Raw genomic sequence first — 16775 nt, forward strand, 5'->3', positions numbered from 1 at the left:
CACGATTGAAAAATATTGTTTGCAAATCAGCAACAATCAGTCTAGCTCTATGAAGCCCATGCCCGTAGCACGCTAACCTCTAGCGTTCCAATGAGCCTGATTTGTTGCGTTACTTGTAAAAGACTTGTTATTCTCAGACTAGGGTGAGTTCTGCGACAACGGTTTCTCTAATCTCGGTTCCCAAGCCGATAACTATGTCCTTAGCTTGACGTTGCTTGGCACTTAGCGATTCGACTGATTGGTCCTCATTAGGATAACGATGGGTAGAACCAGGCAAGACTGAACTTAATTCATCATAACTTTCTTTAACTCTAAGCTCGTCTAGACGAGACGGTAGAATAATTAGATCAGGGCGAGCATTAGTGAAGTCAATGATCTTTTTAGCAGCTCTTCTGAAAAATAAATTGAAGCTTACCTTGCTGCATAGATCCGACCCTATTTCGTATACTTTCTCCAAGAGAGAGCAGCGGAAATATTCAAGAAAGCCAAGCTAGGGATAGGCCAGAAGAATTGATGGCAGTATGCAATACTGAGCTACCTCTGTTGCAATGAAAGTAGGGATGCTGGCGCTTCGTTCAACGCCTGAAACGAGTGGACCCCAGCAAAGCGACATGGGGATTTTGGGCAAGTATCATATAGGAATGTTCAGGGGCAAGGGTTGGCTTGTCACTTATTCGCTGCATTCTGTCAGTCTGCTTTGAGAAATTTAGCGGCTAAATTTTTTAAGTGTACTTAGCTAAACAACTAAGACTAAAAATTAAATGTATAGAATGTATTTTTTTTGCCGCACAATATTTTATCAAGCAAGGTCTTGACGCTCTAACTTTTGATTGTTTATAAAACTGTTAGTGACCAAGGCTGAGACATCACTTAGTGATATCAACTAAACATCAATTTGATAATTTCTAAATGATGGATGCAGGAAGTTTTGCGGTACAACTCTTGAGGGATAGGCCAAGTCATGTGAACCACAAAACTATCAATTCTTTAGGGCCAAACCATGCAGCTAAATAGCAGAGAGACCAATTGGATTGTCATAACGATATTTTTTGTTGCTTTTCTATCTTACGTAGTCGTGAAATATGTTGCTGATAGTTTGACATACGGTGATCTGAGAGCAGGCGGATATCTGGTTATGGGAATAGTCATCGCACTCATATGTTTGATGGTGGGGCTCTATAACCATTTTAACGATGGGCTTTTCCGTCTAGGTTTCATGCTTCCGTTAGTATTAGTAGCTTTGGTGTCTGGTCTCTGGCCAGCAATCCAGATCTGGGCAGCGGTGCCGTTTTATCTTCCTGGCATGCCCCTCACGAACGAGAGCGTTGCATGGTGGGCTACAACACACACGAAATTTACTGTCTTAGCGACGGTTCTGTTTGGAGGATGGGGTTTAGCGTACTGGAGAGCCCAGCGTAGCTAGCCGTCTTATCTGAGTGATTGGCTTTCTCCAATGGACACCAATCACTCACCATCACTAAAAAAGCTAGCAGCTAGGCTGAGCTGAAGGTCCCCTATGCCATCCATCAAAGTTAACTTGGCCATGAGCTTGTCCTAGAACGCATCCCTCTAATCATGACATTGGCCTTGGCTATAACTGCCTGTTCCGACAACAAGCCTAGACCAAAAGCCTCAGTCCCCGAGCCGACACGATCCAAATGCCTGGCGCTCTTTGTACTTCACCTTGACCAAACAAAACGAGCCAACTCACTAGACGGCCTTACGGACGAAACTAGTAAAAACAAGCGCTCTGAAGCGCAACGACGTGTTGACCAATACTCCGAAGAAGCGAAGGCGCTAGGATGCGAGCCGTTATAGCTACAGCTCATCAATCACGCTAGAGCTCGTCGTCATTGAGCTCCATACCTTGCTTGAAGCTGTCACCTGCTATAGCTGCAGCGCACAAGAGCGTAAGGCTACGAGAAAGAGCGTATGGGTCCTGGCCACCCTCGCTTTCATCTGCAAGGTTAACATTCAGGCGATTTACTCCACACTGCGGACTCTCAACTGCTATCAGATTTTGGTCATAGCTAAAAAGGATGTTGATGGCCAGCTCCACCTGGAGGCGGCGAGAATCTCCATCATCCTGATGTGGACGCCAAACCCGTTCATTACCGTCCTGGTCGATAATGGTCGGGACGTCATTTTCCCAGTTTTTGATTCTGTACCCTACTGCAGCAGCCGCTAGCACCAGCTGATCTCTGTCGGTGAGTTCAGGTATATCGCCCAGGTTTACCATCTTGATGCCACCCAATGATTGATGAACAGGTTGGACTGTCTGGCGCCAGCATACCTCCAGAAGGTACTGCGCGTTAATAGTAAAGACCCGGGGCTTAGGCAGTTGCCACGCAGATCCTGCATGGCTGTACCTTCAAAGGCTTCTTGGGAAATCACCAGTATGGATTACAGATTACGTAAAGCCTGCATACCTTCGAAGTCCTTCGTCTTTCGATCCATAAACTGCTCGATCACAACGCTGGTATAGCCGAATCGTTTACAGCATGCTTCACGATGTGACATAAAGGCTTATCTACGTATAGTTGATAGCATAACAAGGTATCTAAATCGGGGCGTTTCCATTACAATCGGCAACTGCTTGGGAATGCCTATAGCAGGCTCAGTCGGTGAGATACACCATAACAAAAATAACACTAATCCATCTGGTCTATACGACTTATTGCCATATCTCCTCTTCTGATTACCTTTCGCTCTTCCTCCCCTCCCCTTCTGCTTCCTTTCGTTGTGCCCCTTTGTTCAGGGCAAACCTATATAAAGTGGTCTAGATCAACTAATTCAATGATCTTGGCGATCCAGTCCTTTCCGCAGGGCGATCTCACTCTAGTGTTAGTCGATCCTGGGCTTATAGATCAGTTCATCCAAAGCTCTTGATAGGTTTGCCTCAAAGAGCAATGTCGCGCAGCAAAGCTGCATAAGAAGAGCGTCGATCAGGGTGGAGCGTCAGGAAGGGTTCCAGTTTTGGTAGATATACCTTATCTGGATTAGTGTTATTTTTTAAGGTGATTAGTATGTAGATGGCTGCTCCCTTGTGTCAGGAGAGCGTTTGGGTTTCCGGGTTTTGCTGGATTAGTGTTATTTACTTGGACTGCTCAGATACATAGGCAGCAGACTCATTTAGTAGAACAGCCTATTGGCGAATAAGATCTAGGATGATCGAGCAGCTCATGGTCATCGGTCTGTTGCCGATGGCCATGTGTTTAAAAACGGGCCTGACCATTCGAGATCAGTCTTGGAGGTCGTATGCGGTATCAACCGCGTCCCTTTTGCGCAATCTGAGCCATGCAATCGAATCAAGGCTGTTGTTAACGCCTGTGTAGCTTCTGTGCTCGGGACATCCGCCCTACCAGATTCACGTCCAGCAAGCGTGTGAAGCATAGGAGTTAACACGTCAGCACCCTGAACAATTTTCCACTACGGCCAAACCTATGAACCTAGACGGCCCTGACATAGAAGTCAGTATTTCTTCATTAAGCGGGAAATAGTGGAATAGCAAAATTAAAGAAAGCCCAGCCACCAACCAGAATAGCTACCCCGGCCAAAGCTGATTCTCTGCTAGGGGGCGCCTTGTTGGAGCGTACGGCGATGATGACCGATGGCACAACGCCTAGCAGTGAAATAAGTAATGCTACGCCACTGGGGAGAACGGTTAGATATGGCAACAATGTTTCAAACATTTTTGTCCTTAGGTAATTAAGCCGAAAGCAAGCACTAACCTTCTCCAGGCGTAACCGCTCTCCCCTTAGGGCTCGGTCACCGTAATCGAATGCATCAGGATCAAGCATGTGACTGCATGGCAATGATTGAGGTAATCATCGTCACTATCTTATAGGCTGATGTTTACGCACGCGATGCTAATAGAATAAGATTACAGCCTGTCATAATCGTTGGCTGTCGGTGCTCCCCGAGCCCTGGCAGACCTGATTTTCTAAGACAGACTCGCGCATATGGCGAGCAGTAACCCTATAGTGAAATCAATATTACTTATGTACTAAGTAGAGCTACAGGAACTGCTTTCCATGACCTATACAATCGGATGGGTACGCCAAATGCGTACGAAGGTAGCTTGATGAGTTGTTCTGAATTTTCCAATGGCGCCGCCCATACTCATTGTTTCCCCAAGTCCGGATCTATGCTGCAGATAAGGATTAGTACCCTTTTCGCTTGCGGTTTAGGGGTGATGATCGGAATCATTATTGGCGCAGCAGGGCTACTCTTTGCTGTATCCAAGTGGCCAGTCGCTCTGGATATTGGGACCATGAAGCTTCCACAGCCGATCACGTACGGTACAACTGCTGCTGGGCAAGCTGCTCTATGCGTTGATGGTCTTGCGTATGAACTGGTTAAAAGCAGTGATAATGACGTCCAGGCGCGCCTCATTAAACCTATTCTTGCCTATGACGCTTTGTCCAACTCCAATGTTGATGATCAGGGCTGGCCTGTCCTAAAGCCAGTAAGGCAGAAAGAATGTCAAAGTTTGAATTAAACTCAGGTCAACATCTAGACGCTATGACCACATTTTTCAAGTTCATGATCGAACATATGCTCGGCCCGGCATTTGTTGTTACGCTCGTTACCGTAACTTCTTATGCTATATACCAACCTCAATCGTAGTCATTACTGACTGCAGTACTTTCTTATGCAGCTAAGTTCTGCAAGGAGAATGAGATGTCAGGCGACACAAAGCCACAGAGCACCTTCGGAGGCTTCTTCTCCACACTTGCTAAGTTTTCTTGGGCTCTGTGCGGGGGGCCGATCATAGTCGTCAGCCTATGCTTGTTCATATGGTGGCATTTTCATTGAGGACCTGAAAACCTCGAAATAGACAGCCTCGTGTATGGAGGCATCTACCGCCATTAGTAGTGTCATCGCTTGTGGTTTAGCTTTGAACGATTTCTGGCTGCCTTCCAGGCTTAGTACCCGAAAGACTGGGAAAAGTGCAGCGTGAGTATGCCAAGCATGAGCGCAAGACCAAGCCCGGTAAGAGTCACCCCATGCCTGAGCCGGTTCAGTACATGCGCAACGCGCTGAATGCGCACCTCAAATCCGGCAGTTAAGGGAAAAACGATGCCTGCTATCCCTCGCCTCTTACCAGACAACATCACCATCCCAGGCTACGATGCATATCAGGTTAGGATCATGCGAGGTGACTACGAATATTCTGCCACATTCGCCTGGTCGCGATTCGTCAGCAAAGAAAAGGCGCTGCGGGCGGCAGTAAACTGGCGAGACCGGATGCTTGCGAAACTGCCTAATGCTGGGAATGGGCGTGGAAGCTTCCGCACTTCCCCAATGGCGCACAAACGTAGCGTCGGGCGCGTCGGAATCACCCGCTATCTGAAAAAGGATCGCCGCCGCCTCGGCTGTCCAGTTTACTTGGTGTACGGGGTTAATTGGACAGATGACCAAGGCAGAAAGCGGGTAAAGCAGTTCCAAGTAGGTCGCATGGGCACTTTCGAGTGTCATCAGGAGATGCATGCCTCGCTTACCGCTGAGGCCTTTCGAACCGAATGGGAGTTTTGCCGCAGTACCGGGCAGGTCTTTGAGCCTGATCCTTACCAATGCTGGAAAGAGGTGGAGCTGTATCCATTTTTGCCAGCGACTGATCAGGGAAATTGAGATGCGCTCGCTCTTCGCCAAAGCCAAAACAGCAATTTATGTTTCGGAGCCGGATCTTCAAGCATCGCTAGACCACCTGCCTGCTCTACCATACTCGAAAGTCGACTCAACGCCTCGGGCATGGGATCGTAAAGCGTTGTTCGTAGAGCTACAGGGGCAGGTCAATAAGGGCGCGTTTCAGAAGGTGCGCGACATGCATGCAATCGGTCCCGGTGTTTGGGCGTTGGTAATGATGGAGGCGGTGTGACGATCAAAGCAGTTTTCGTGGGCATTAACAAACATCTCGACACAACAATCCCCGAGCTGGGCGGAGCCCGCCGCGATGCGACGGCGTTGTGGGCGCTGTTCACCGACACAGTCGAAGGATTGGCTGGCCGACTACTTGTCGATGAGGCCGCCACCCATGCAGAAGTATCGCAAGCCATCCTCGGAACGCTGTCGGCTGCATGCCAGGACGACGTGGTTGTCATCACATTCGCTGGACACGGTTCCCCCGATGGAAACTTGGTCCTGTTCGATACCAATGCAGCTGATCTTTCCAGCACAGGTCTGTCGATGGCGGGTTTGGCCGATGCATTCAAAGCGACGAAAGCGCGAGCGGTGCTGTGCGTGCTTGACTGCTGCTTCAGCGGGCAGGCGCCTGCGCGGGTGCTGGAGGCTGCAGCTCGTCCGCGAAGCCCATTTGCGTTGACTGGGATTCACGGTGAGGGGCGCATTCTCCTTGCCGCCTGTGCAACCAACGAATCCGCCTGGGAGCAGCCGGGCACCGGACACGGATTGCTCACGCATGCCGTGATCGAGGCGTTGACTGGTGCGGTCGGCGACTCGGTCAGCTTTCCGGAAATTGCCGGAGAGATCATCCGGCTGGCGCGTGTCGAGGCCGAGCGCATCAGCGTGACCCAGACGCCTGTATTTCTGGGCAACGTCCAGGGTGGCCTCGTGTTTCCTGTTCTCAAGCGCGGTGACAACTACACCTCTGCGTTCCCGGCCCGAGCAGTCCAGCAAATGTCGGGGTCGTTTGCGGAATTTTCCGCGCACAGCTTTCCTCAGGAAATCTTGGATCAGTGGACAACGGACTTCCCAGGAGGCCTCAACGCACTGCAACTTAAGGCAGTCAACGAACATGGCGTACTGGCCGGCAGATCGCTGCTGGTGGTCGCGCCGACAAGTTCGGGTAAGACTATGATCGGCGAACTGGCTGCGATTCAGGCAGTCATAGCCGGCAAGAAAGCGGCGTTTCTGCTGCCGTATCGGGCGCTGGTCAACGAGAAGTTTGAGGAGTTCAGTGAACGATACGGATCCGCCGGGCTGCGCGTCGTTCGGTGCAGCGGTGACGCAACGGATGGCATCGGTCCCGTGTTGGGCGGTCGCTATGACCTGGGGTTCTTTACCTATGAAACTTTTCTCAATCTGGCACTCGGATCGCCACGCCTGCTCAACCAGCTCGGCCTGGTTGTACTTGACGAGGGGCAGTTCATCACGGACCCGAGTCGAGGTATTACAGTCGAGCTGATCTTCGCGCTCCTGCTACGAGCACGTCAGCGTGGCATCGAGCCGCAGCTTGTGATCTTGTCAGCGGTGATTGGCAACCTCAACAGCTTCGATCGCTGGCTCGACCTGCCCTTGCTGATGTCCCGCGAGCGGCCTGTGCCCTTGGTTGAGGGCGTGCTTGATCGACGAGGGATATTCCAGTTCGTTGATGCGGACGGTACTACCAAGACTGAAGCCCTGTTGCCAGCGCATCGAATCGTGCAGCGTCGTGAAAAGCCCAGCTTGCAGGACGTGATCGTGCCGCTGGTCCAGCAGCTGGTCGCGCAGGGCGAAAAGTTGCTGGTCTTCCGCAACATGCGTGGTCCGGCACAGGGCTGCGCCAAATACTTGTCCAAAGAATTGGCACTCTGTCCGGCGACTACCGTTCTGGCCGTGCTGCCGACTCAGGATCTGACTAGCGCCTCGCAGGATCTGCGGGAGTGCCTAGCTGGCGGTACTGCGTTCCACAATACCAATCTCTTGCGTGCAGAGCGCGAAGCCGTCGAGAAGGGATATCGCGATGCTGGCGGCGGCATCCATGCGCTGGTGGCCACGACGACGCTGGCTGCCGGCATCAACACTCCGGCATCAACGGTGATCCTCGCTGAGAATGAATTCGTCGGTGAGGACGGTCGACCATTCACCGTCGCGGAGTACAAGAACATGGCGGGGCGGGCGGGAAGGCTCGGATACAATGAGACCGGTAAGGCAATCATTCTCGCCGACACGCCAATGGCGCGCGCGCAGCTATTCCAGAAATATGTGCTCGGCGTGCCGGAAGATGTGAAGTCATCCTTCCAGCAGCGCGACCTACCAACTTGGACGCTGCGCTTGCTTAGCCAAGTTCGGGGCGTGCGTGCCACCGAAATTCCTGGCCTGTTGGTAAATACGTTCGGTGGCTACTCTGCTTCACGTGCGAATCCTCAATGGATCGCAATGGTGGAGCACGAAGTCGCCGCTTTGGTCGATCGCCTGTCGCGTTCCGGGCTGGCTGAGCGCGAGGGAGAGTTGATCCACCTTACCTTGCTCGGACGCGCCTGCGGCGCTTCGTCTTTGTCGTTTGAGTCGAGCCTGCGGCTAGTCGAGTTGATGAAACAACTCAACGTCGCACAAACGTCCCCCACCCAGGTTCTAGCGATTGTGCAGGTCCTAGACGAGATGGATGCGATCTACACACCGGTCATGAAGCGGGGCAGGTCGGAGAGCGTGCGCGCCAATGATGCGGCGCAGCGTTATGGGCATGCGATGACGCAGGCACTGCAGCGGTATTGCCGGGACGAGATTGAGTTCTGGTGCCGATGCAAGCGCGCGGCGCTCTTGTACGACTGGATCGAGGGCACCCCCGTCGATGTGTTGGAGAAGCGGTTCTCGACCACGCCTTACGGAGGCGTCGTTGGATACGGGAACATCATCGGTATCGCCGATGCAACCCGCTTTCACCTGCGCTCGACGCACCAAATCCTATCGGCACTCTTCCCAGATCAGCCCACGTTCTTGGCGGGACTCGACGAAGTCCTACAACGACTCGAATTCGGCCTTCCGGCCGGTGCGCTGCCACTCATAAAGGTGCCACTGGCTCTGACTAGGGGGCAATACCTCGCGCTTTTTCACGCTGGATGTGTGACACCGGAAGCCGTGAATGCCCTGAATAGCGGGCGGCTGGAGGCATGCATTGGTTCAGCTAGCGCGTTGCTACTTAAGCCACAAAGATGAGTGGAATAGGTCTGCCGCTCCAGGTACACCACAAAACGCTGGGCAGCAAAAACAGGCCACTTCCAGCGTCCAGATCGAGCAGAAAATCTTCATGACCTTCGACTCAGCGATGAAGGCCTTTATCAGGCCAATAATGATTGCTTGCGACGATGATTATTACCAGTTCATAGGCAGTGGAACAGCGTTTGTTTGCCAATATAGAGGGCATTTTTTCGTAGTTTGCGCTCGGCACACCTGGGAAAATATGGGGATTACTATTGAAAATTTTCGCATCTTTATCCCTGGGTATGATTTAGAACTGCCATTCGACTATGAAGCCATTTTTGGTCCTGAAGAACGGAGTGACCTAAAGGTTCTGCGGGTCAATAGAGAGATTATGTCCGGCAATCCCCCAGCCCAGATGAGCGCACTTGATTTGGATAACTTTGCGTTTCCGTCAGAAGATTTCAAAAAAGGGTCTATGTTTCTGGCTGTAGGTTATCCCCAATGTGGAAGAGAATTTCATTATGACACCAAACGATTTATTGCTGACTTGGCAGCGTTCAGTGGCACGCTGGAGGGGGAGCTTACTGACGCAGTGATTACGATGCGTACTGATTTTGGTCATGTTGATGATATAGACGGATTGAGCGGATCTCCCGTCTTCGTATCTGGAGACCCACACCTTTTTGCCGGGGTGGTCATTAGGGCTGGACAAGAGACTGGGCTACTCCATTTCATCCATGGGGCATGTCTTATCCACGCGATGGATACCTTGGTGGACCTTCCCACTGAGCTGATAATGAATTGATCTAGGCAAATAGAGCATGAATATCGAGGATATGGCGGCTGCCATCGCGAAATGGTCCAGCACCCAACCGCTTACTCGGAAGGCGTACCTCTTCGGCAGCCGAGTTCGCGGAACGCATCGACCTGACAGCGATCTTGATGTCGCTGTCAAAGTTTTCACTTTGCCAGCCGATAGCTGCCCATTAGCAACTTGGATCGGAGAGTCGCATCGACTGGAAGCCTAGGTAGCCGGGATTGTTTCCGTGCTTATCGATCTTGAATGGTACGGAGGTGAGGCGGAGACGCCTGTAATCCATAAGGCATTAAAGCGGTCGAGTCTCGTTGTTTATATGGGGTAGGCATGATGGTGTCTTTCAAGCCTCCCTCACCAAAGCTGTATGCATAGGAAACGCCCGCCGCTTCAACCTCAAGCACTTGGTTGTCAGTGTGGTCTGATCTGGAGTGCTTAACCTGGCATACAGAAAGGTTCGAGACATAAAGAACCTTTATATGTACGAAAACGTTTAGGGTGAATAGAACACTGTCCGAAATTAGCGGGGGCATATATTCGGACAGAGTAATCGTAAAGGATCGTTTCTGGACACATTAAACGCGAGGGCATTAAACAGGGCTACCATCAGCCAAAAGCTGCAGGAAACTACGATCGACCACGATACCTTTTATGTGTTAGTCATTGACTATCGATACCGCTTGAGCCTTTGCGCCTTTTACACTTTGGACAACCTTGAACTAGATCCTCCTTAAGCTGGTAGTAGTAAGGGATAAAAATATCCAACCCGCAACTTTTTATCGAATCGAAAGCTAATACCTTTGTAATGACTTCTTTACCATCGAACATGACCTCCTTATCAGCAACCAAAATGTCGGTAAGAGGCAAACCTTCAGGGTTGTAAATCCTGACATCACCCGGCTGCCTTACATATGCCTCAGTATTATCGCCCGGCTTGCCATACGCTAAATCTGTGGCTTTGATCCAGTTAATTGGTTCAGCAGTCTGACACCAACTAATTAATTTACTTAGCTTCTCAGAGGTAAAAGTTCTGGGATAGTCTCCATGCTCCTCGCAGTGTCCAAACTCTGCAAAATTACCAAAGCGATACTCATATGAATAGTCCCCTGCTGTTAAGGGCAGCCTAAAGTAATGGTGAGGAAATGCTTCTTGCGTCTGGGTTTTTTTAAGCAAATTGAAGATAATCTCATACAAACTATATAGGCAGTATCCTTGGCGATCTGGGATGCCATATATAGTTATATCATTAAATTCCTTAATGTCTGAGTTGTAGGAGCTACTGAAATTCTCATCACCAAACTGGAAATAACCTTTTGAAAGAATAAAAACTGCATTAGGCAGCACGCTCTTGTCGTAGGCTTTTGCGTGAAGCCGAAGCTCTGCTACTACATCAGCCCAGTCCATATCAGTATCATAGGCAAAAATTATTCCAAATCCTTCATTTTGAATCTTATCGCTGTGGCCTGAAAAATAGTTTTGACTGTAACTCATCCTCCGCAACCGCTTGAATGAGGCAATGTTGTCAAATCCGCTCTTTAGTTCTTTTTTGGAGAGCTTTGACTTAACCTGAATAGCGCCATAGCAATACTCTACAGGTAAAACTTCATAGACATCTTGCCGCTGCATCAGTGTAAAAGAGTCGAAGGCATTATAGAAAAGTATGTCGATTTCATTGCTCAGATGTCCGCTAGTGGACGCAACGCGAACGCTCGACTTTGATACAGCATAGCGCTGCGGTAAAAGCCTGTTTTCTAGAAAAAAGGCTCTGAGTAGCACCTCCCTAACTGTACCAACATCTCTTGGGTGCTTTATATCTTTTGATATCTCATAATCGCGCAGCATTTTATTCTGCAAATTTATGAATTCGCGCTCCAAACCATGAAATTCTTTATCCTTAGAGCGAAGCTTGTTTGCTCGCAAGGCTTGGTTTGAAAGCCATTCTTTAGTACGCGCCTCCCGGCTTTTAAAATCAGCCCGCTCTTTTTTCTGTGCGGCAGTTAGTCGCCTTCTCTTTTCTGGAATCTCTGACATATAACCTGACTTCATTAGTTTGAGTTAAGCAAATTAGTTGGATTATATAAAATTAGGAAAACCCAACCCTTTTATCCAAAAATTTTTATTCGTGAACCCTAATTTCGTTACCAGCTTGACTGGTGGCTTGGGCGCAAGAGCAGGCCCTCCCCTGGCGATCCCTCTCCCGGCAGGTGTCGAAAGCGATTTGTCAAGTAAGGCAGCGTTAAGCAAGGGCTACTCTCGGCCAATAGCAGTCCCTTGCTTTAGCCAAACCGGAAGTTCGTTCGACTAGACGCTGACATTCATTTTAGCTCTATAGGATCACTCAGGAAGTCGATGAGCTTTGACCCTAAGTCGGTAGTCCTGCGGGCCAGAATCCCTTGGCGCGACATAGTTGTGCCAAGGGATTCTGTATTGATGAGACCGCGCTGATATAGATCACCCCAGATGACCTTGTAGATCTGCTCTTTGCCTCGGAGATCCGGAAAGGCATGTTCAATGGCTTGCGTGATGCTGCCCATGCTCCAGCCACTCGGAAACTCCACTCCGCGCTTCTGGCCCCATGCTTCAGGGCCGCTCATGAGGCTAAGCAGGCGAATGTGGGTCACCGTACAGACATCGATGAAATTAAGGCACAACTGCCTTAGGTCTTCTTCTGGGGCACGGCCTATTGCAACATTCAGTACTGCGTTGCGGAGCGCCTCCAGCTTCTCTTGCTGGTGATTCCGTATCGCCAACATCGATGCTTGGGACACCGTGGTGATAAAGGTTTCGTTGTGCTGCAAGCCTTGCTCGGTCAGAACCTCTTTCTCGATCAGATCGTTCAGTGCATTGCCGACTTGATTCATCCACTGCACTTTTCGTGCATTTAGCGGCGTTTCGATGATTGAATTAAAAATCTCGACTCCGGCACCACCCAGAATGGGCACTGCGCCAATCATGATTCTAGCGAGGCGGTGAGCTTTCTCGCCACCTGGCTCAACGCTTGGGTCGATCAATTCGTTGTCGATCTTGTTCATCTGAAGCTCCATTCGGGGAAGTATCATGACCGACCCTGTAAATCCGTTCATCCTTCCAGCGCTGGCCGAGGATGAGATGACTTACACCGCCTCCAGGTTGAAGCCGCTGCAAGCCTCGCAGCATATTAAATCGCAGCCAGAGTAACGTCCGATCCAGAGATGAGCCGTGTCTATGTGTCTATGTCAGTGACATTATCTGGAAACAGCTAAGTCATAGCGCAAGTAATTAAGAAAAGACAGGACAGCCTCGCAAGTCGAGTTTTAATGCTGCAGATCAGTCGTAGCACTGTTCGGTAGCTAGCAAGCCCCCGCCTAACACCTCAGTCATAGCTCTAAGTATTCTCAAATAAGTTCTAGCGCGCACTAGCAGCTCATATCTCCTCAGCAAAAATTGATGGCCAAACGGTAAGTGCGCCAGAGACTCTGAGCTGAAATTTTTACATATCTATCAGTCTTCTTTCTTATTAAAATAATATAGTTATACTATGGGGTATCAATAAGCATATGTAGCGGCTAGCATTGGAGTTAAAATGAGAAAGCCAGGTGTTCCAGCCACACCACCTCAAATGGTCGGGGCGATCGATATGAAGACGCTTCTCATCAACAAGGCGCTAGAGATTGATGTAGGCAATGACCAAGTTGCATATGCCGCATTAGGCCCCCTCTCTATAGAAGCTGGCGCAAGCTATGAGGATCTGGTTGGAAAACAGGTAGCAGTCGATGTAGGGGGCACGTACACGGCTTTCCCAGTCGAGATCCAAGGGGAGGAGCAACCCTATGACAACACTCTTAATCTCTATTCCGTATCAGGCGTTGAATACAGCATTACCGCCATGGACTTCTCCGGCAAAAATATATTGCTCGGTACATATCACTCGCTACGGGATGTCGAGGCAGCTCACCGGGCCTTCTATGCCACAGTAAATGCTGCCTACGCCACAGCTCAATCAGCCCCACAACAAGGCCCCAGCCAAGATGAGTTGGCTACATCATTTTATGATGTATTGAATAAGAGTTTGGCTACTCGGGACTTCTCGCCGGACTGGAAACGCATGCTCTCTGAGACCTTAGCAGAGACCGCTATAAAGAATCCGGAGCAGCAGGCGCATTACGAGGCGGATTACTCCCCGAGTCTTTAAGCAAATCTCATCATGTCGGCATAGCCTTTAACTACCCATTAGGAAAGCTATGCCCTAAGTTACAGAACCAGGAGCTTACACATGACCATGCTCACGAAAGAACAGTTGTTGGCCATGCCAGAATCAGAATACATGTCAGCCGATCAGTTGCGCTATTTCGAGGATGTGTTGCGAAACCAGCTCACCGAAATCACCATGCGCATGGCTGAGGCAACGCAGCTCATCCGCCAAAGATCCGAGTCGACTGACTCAGCTGACGTAGCAACCGATGAGGAAACGAGGCAAATCAACATGCGCCAGGCTGAGCATGGGCGCATTCAATGCCGCCGTATTAACGCTGCTCTGGAACGCATCAAGACCCAAGAGTATGGCTGGTGCGAAATAACGGGTGAGGCGATTGGGCTTAAGCGCCTGCTTCTTAACCCTACCGCTGAGCTGTCAATCGAAGCTCAAATTCAACGCGAAGCACTCGAAAAGCATATGGCTCGAAGCTTGGCCTAAGTCTCCGCACTGATTTACCTTTATGGCCGGGTCAGCGGATCCGGTCGTATAAAGGTCTACTGTAGTCAACGCTTAGTACTCCCCGTTCATATCGCTATAGGCAACCGCAAAATGTCCGTAATCTGGACGTTGGCAATAGCGTCATCTAAATCCAAACGCAATATAGCCTTGACTTGATCCTTTAGTGTTAAAGGCAAAAAAGGATCGACAGCTGCATACCCTAGTACAGTGGACTCTACACGAACGAGGCCATAGACCTGGGCAACTAGATTGATAGCTTCAAAAGGCTCGATTTTGTCATCAATGGCAATCCAGCTCTGGGCTTCTTCGACGAGGGTAGTCCCCTTCACTTGCGCCAGATAATGGTGCCTCAAAAGCTCTTCCGCCACGCGTCTATATTGCAATAGTGCTTCGTCAGACATCTCTTGATTTCCTTTCCTAAATTCCTCTATATATTTTATGAATGTTATATTAGTGTAGCCCCTTAAATAAAGCGCTATGTTTATGAAGTCATCGCTTTCCGACCTGCTGTCGGCTATCGCAACTAGTGAAATTGAAAGCCGGCCAGTTGATGTCTCATCACCAAGGTTTATCCAGGATGTCATCCGGTCTTGCTCAGGCTTATCGGATGCCATTGATACTGCCTGCCGGTTATTCGAGTCCTTTCGCTCCTATACACTGTCGGCATACGAAGCAGTAATGCATCTCGACCTCCCCAGCACAGTGAGTAATCAGGAGGCCTCGATACGTTTGCTGTTTGCAGCTCATCGAGGCGGCTTTGAGGCTTCGCCCTTATTACCTGCATCGGCTAAGGAATGCTTTTCTCGCTTTGTCATAGCGTTCTTACAGAATCTGAGCCCTATGGTTAGTGAGCCGCAGACAGCCTTCCTATCTGCGCTAACCAGGCTTGCAGACCGATCGAGCGAGGCGATGCAAACGCTTGAGCGATATAAATCACGTAGCTGCGCTTGAAATGTGATCGGCAATAGTACCGTTATCCGCTCAGCCTGCCTCTGTCGAACGCTGTAGAATCATTGCCATTACGAGGCCCCCTATCTTCCTCTGCCTGGCTATCAATCTGCAGAACTGGGCACGCCTTACACTTCGTACCTATGAGGGATCAGCTGTGATTAAGCCTAACGCAAAGAATCGCAACCGCCGCCTTAGCAAGAAATTACATGTAGGTGAGTTTCAGGAGCTAGGCTTCTATTACAGAGCCACCTATGCAGGCAATTCTAATTCCGAAGCCGCCGAAGCGTTGATTGACGAACTTCTAGATTTTGTTATTAACCGCGGACTGGAGCTGTCCGGCTGGGTTGAAGAAGGGATCATCGATCGTTTCCAGGGCTCAGCAACAGATGAGGACCGTATGGCCGTAGAATCCTGGCTTAACGCCCGTCCAGAGCTTACCAACGTCAAGGTAAGCCCTCTCATCGACATGTGGTATGAAGGTGAAGAACACGCCTTTCCAGTGGCCTAACAATTCATAGTCATAGAAATGGTGTTATGGCTCCCTTGTATCTATCGTTTTTTAAGATTCGGCAAAGCGATTCATAGCTCTTCAGCTTTTTGCCGATTCTCTAATGATCAGCCTAGACAGCCATCCTAGGAGGATTGGGTTGGCCAGAAAAAGAGTGCCTACCGCTAACTTAATGGCTAATGGCGCATCAGTAGGTAGCTTAATCCATAAGAAAAATGCAGGGATTGCCCAGGCAAGATTAAGGCAAACAAGGGCAATATAGTCACGCCAAGACTTCTTGGGGGTACTCATGGTGGTCACTACGCAGCTACCAGAAGGGATGATTAACAGATGCGCAATAAGGCCTGGCGCAGCCAGGCTACTACACATACAAAAAATACGATGCTTGAAATGAGGTTATCTCTGAGCGCGCAGGGCCTTCATACGTTTGTTGAATTCGCGCCAATCCTCTAAATCAACTGGGGCTACCTGCACATCATCTGCGTCTGAAAACCAAAAGGCGTGACGCTCAGGCTGACCAAACGTGAAATGAACGCGCATTCGGCCTGCTACAAGCTCTGTAGCAACAATATGAGCGTCGGGCCAAAGCATAAGAGCAATATCACTAGCCTCTTCAAGCTCGTCGCCAACGCCTTGGTGTTTATCACAACATTCCTTTGTGCAGAACGCTTGAATCTCCGTCATGACAGCCGCGTTAGGGCGATCGATCCGCTTGGAACAATAGGCGCACTCCACATAGAAATCACGCTTAAGTAGCTCTAGAGGAGGAACATAACCTTTCTCGATGAAAGTATCAGCCCACGACGCGCGCGCCGCTTTGATGTCGCTCTCATCCAGGTCTCTCATGTCCGCATAGTCGATGATGGCCTGATTTTTTGACATAGCAAACACTATGCTTCTGCGGCCAGCAGCCTGCACCTCAAACGCTCTATTGAGTTCCACGATAT

Annotated in this window: 14 protein-coding genes; 9 read left to right on the forward strand and 5 right to left on the reverse strand. The window is 49.9% G+C overall.

All coding sequences use genetic code 11. From position 1 onward, the window contains the following. Positions 1 to 1837: 1837 nt before the first annotated feature. Positions 1838 to 2239 (reverse strand): hypothetical protein, encoded by a 402-nt coding sequence (locus tag PLU01S_RS21965; RefSeq protein WP_074829959.1) that lies wholly within the window; start codon positions 2237 to 2239, stop codon positions 1838 to 1840. A 1845-nt stretch (positions 2240 to 4084) separates the two neighbouring features. Between PLU01S_RS21965 and PLU01S_RS21970 the strand changes: the two genes are divergently transcribed. The 6 genes from PLU01S_RS21970 (at position 4085) to PLU01S_RS26425 (ending at position 9890) form a co-directional block, all read left to right on the forward strand. Further along, positions 4085 to 4501: a hypothetical protein gene (locus PLU01S_RS21970; protein ID WP_139208950.1), complete on the forward strand. Its 417-nt coding sequence runs from the start codon at positions 4085 to 4087 to the stop codon at positions 4499 to 4501. Between the two features lie 581 nt (positions 4502 to 5082). After that, complete coding sequence (locus PLU01S_RS21980; protein ID WP_074829955.1) at positions 5083 to 5634, forward strand: hypothetical protein; 552 nt, start codon at positions 5083 to 5085, stop codon at positions 5632 to 5634. A gap of 1 nt (position 5635) precedes the next feature. After that, positions 5636 to 5881, forward strand: a complete 246-nt coding sequence (locus PLU01S_RS21985; RefSeq protein WP_074829954.1) for a hypothetical protein — start codon at positions 5636 to 5638, stop codon at positions 5879 to 5881. Beyond that, positions 5878 to 8877, forward strand: coding sequence for a DEAD/DEAH box helicase (locus PLU01S_RS21990; protein ID WP_074829952.1), 3000 nt, complete (start codon positions 5878 to 5880; stop codon positions 8875 to 8877). The genes PLU01S_RS21985 and PLU01S_RS21990 overlap by 4 nt, the downstream gene beginning before the upstream one ends. Then, on the forward strand, positions 8837 to 9667 hold the full coding sequence (locus PLU01S_RS21995) for a hypothetical protein (protein ID WP_074829943.1): 831 nt from the start codon (positions 8837 to 8839) through the stop codon (positions 9665 to 9667). The genes PLU01S_RS21990 and PLU01S_RS21995 overlap by 41 nt, the downstream gene beginning before the upstream one ends. A gap of 31 nt (positions 9668 to 9698) precedes the next feature. Further along, positions 9699 to 9890 carry a nucleotidyltransferase domain-containing protein gene (locus tag PLU01S_RS26425; RefSeq protein ID WP_369690099.1) on the forward strand — a complete coding sequence of 64 codons (192 nt, stop codon included), beginning with the start codon at positions 9699 to 9701 and terminating at the stop codon, positions 9888 to 9890. 446 nt (positions 9891 to 10336) lie between these two features. Here PLU01S_RS26425 and PLU01S_RS22005 read toward each other — a convergent pair whose 3' ends face one another. After that, a complete protein-coding gene (locus PLU01S_RS22005) occupies positions 10337 to 11707 on the reverse strand; it encodes a DUF6602 domain-containing protein (RefSeq protein ID WP_074829937.1) in 1371 nt (456 codons plus the stop codon). Positions 11708 to 11991: 284 nt separating this feature from the next. Then, positions 11992 to 12708: a hypothetical protein gene (locus tag PLU01S_RS22010; protein ID WP_074829935.1), complete on the reverse strand. Its 717-nt coding sequence runs from the start codon at positions 12706 to 12708 to the stop codon at positions 11992 to 11994. 530 nt (positions 12709 to 13238) lie between these two features. Between PLU01S_RS22010 and PLU01S_RS22015 the strand changes: the two genes are divergently transcribed. Both PLU01S_RS22015 and PLU01S_RS22020 read left to right on the forward strand, forming a co-directional pair. Then, positions 13239 to 13847 (forward strand): hypothetical protein, encoded by a 609-nt coding sequence (locus tag PLU01S_RS22015; protein ID WP_139208949.1) that lies wholly within the window; start codon positions 13239 to 13241, stop codon positions 13845 to 13847. A gap of 81 nt (positions 13848 to 13928) precedes the next feature. Beyond that, positions 13929 to 14348, forward strand: coding sequence for a TraR/DksA family transcriptional regulator (locus PLU01S_RS22020; RefSeq protein ID WP_074829931.1), 420 nt, complete (start codon positions 13929 to 13931; stop codon positions 14346 to 14348). An 86-nt stretch (positions 14349 to 14434) separates the two neighbouring features. On the opposite strand, the gene PLU01S_RS25495 is transcribed toward PLU01S_RS22020, so the two are convergent. Further along, positions 14435 to 14770, reverse strand: a complete 336-nt coding sequence (locus PLU01S_RS25495) for a hypothetical protein (protein ID WP_139208947.1) — start codon at positions 14768 to 14770, stop codon at positions 14435 to 14437. Between the two features lie 704 nt (positions 14771 to 15474). On the opposite strand from PLU01S_RS25495, the gene PLU01S_RS22030 reads away from it, so the two are divergent. Further along, the gene (locus tag PLU01S_RS22030; RefSeq protein WP_159435126.1) at positions 15475 to 15828 is read left to right on the forward strand and encodes a YggL 50S ribosome-binding family protein; all 354 of its coding nucleotides are present in this window, start codon (positions 15475 to 15477) and stop codon (positions 15826 to 15828) included. Positions 15829 to 16224: 396 nt separating this feature from the next. Here PLU01S_RS22030 and PLU01S_RS22035 read toward each other — a convergent pair whose 3' ends face one another. After that, complete coding sequence (locus tag PLU01S_RS22035; RefSeq protein WP_139208945.1) at positions 16225 to 16770, reverse strand: hypothetical protein; 546 nt, start codon at positions 16768 to 16770, stop codon at positions 16225 to 16227. Positions 16771 to 16775: the final 5 nt, after the last annotated feature.

Origin of the sequence: Pseudomonas luteola NBRC 103146, from assembly GCF_002091675.1 — a bacterium.
GTDB classification, from domain to species: domain Bacteria; phylum Pseudomonadota; class Gammaproteobacteria; order Pseudomonadales; family Pseudomonadaceae; genus Chryseomonas; species Chryseomonas luteola.

Excerpts from the sequence above, each read along its gene's own strand:
- PLU01S_RS21965 (WP_074829959.1), bottom strand. The coding sequence starts at position 2,239 with ATGGTAAACCTGGGCGATATACCTGAACTCACCGACAGAGATCAGCTG.
- PLU01S_RS21970 (WP_139208950.1), top strand. The coding sequence starts at position 4,085 with ATGAGTTGTTCTGAATTTTCCAATGGCGCCGCCCATACTCATTGTTTC.
- PLU01S_RS21980 (WP_074829955.1), top strand. The coding sequence starts at position 5,083 with ATGCCTGCTATCCCTCGCCTCTTACCAGACAACATCACCATCCCAGGC.
- PLU01S_RS21985 (WP_074829954.1), top strand. The coding sequence starts at position 5,636 with ATGCGCTCGCTCTTCGCCAAAGCCAAAACAGCAATTTATGTTTCGGAG.
- PLU01S_RS26425 (WP_369690099.1), top strand. The coding sequence starts at position 9,699 with ATGGCGGCTGCCATCGCGAAATGGTCCAGCACCCAACCGCTTACTCGG.
- PLU01S_RS22005 (WP_074829937.1), bottom strand. The coding sequence starts at position 11,707 with ATGTCAGAGATTCCAGAAAAGAGAAGGCGACTAACTGCCGCACAGAAA.
- PLU01S_RS22010 (WP_074829935.1), bottom strand. The coding sequence starts at position 12,708 with ATGAACAAGATCGACAACGAATTGATCGACCCAAGCGTTGAGCCAGGT.
- PLU01S_RS22015 (WP_139208949.1), top strand. The coding sequence starts at position 13,239 with ATGAGAAAGCCAGGTGTTCCAGCCACACCACCTCAAATGGTCGGGGCG.
- PLU01S_RS22020 (WP_074829931.1), top strand. The coding sequence starts at position 13,929 with ATGACCATGCTCACGAAAGAACAGTTGTTGGCCATGCCAGAATCAGAA.
- PLU01S_RS25495 (WP_139208947.1), bottom strand. The coding sequence starts at position 14,770 with ATGTCTGACGAAGCACTATTGCAATATAGACGCGTGGCGGAAGAGCTT.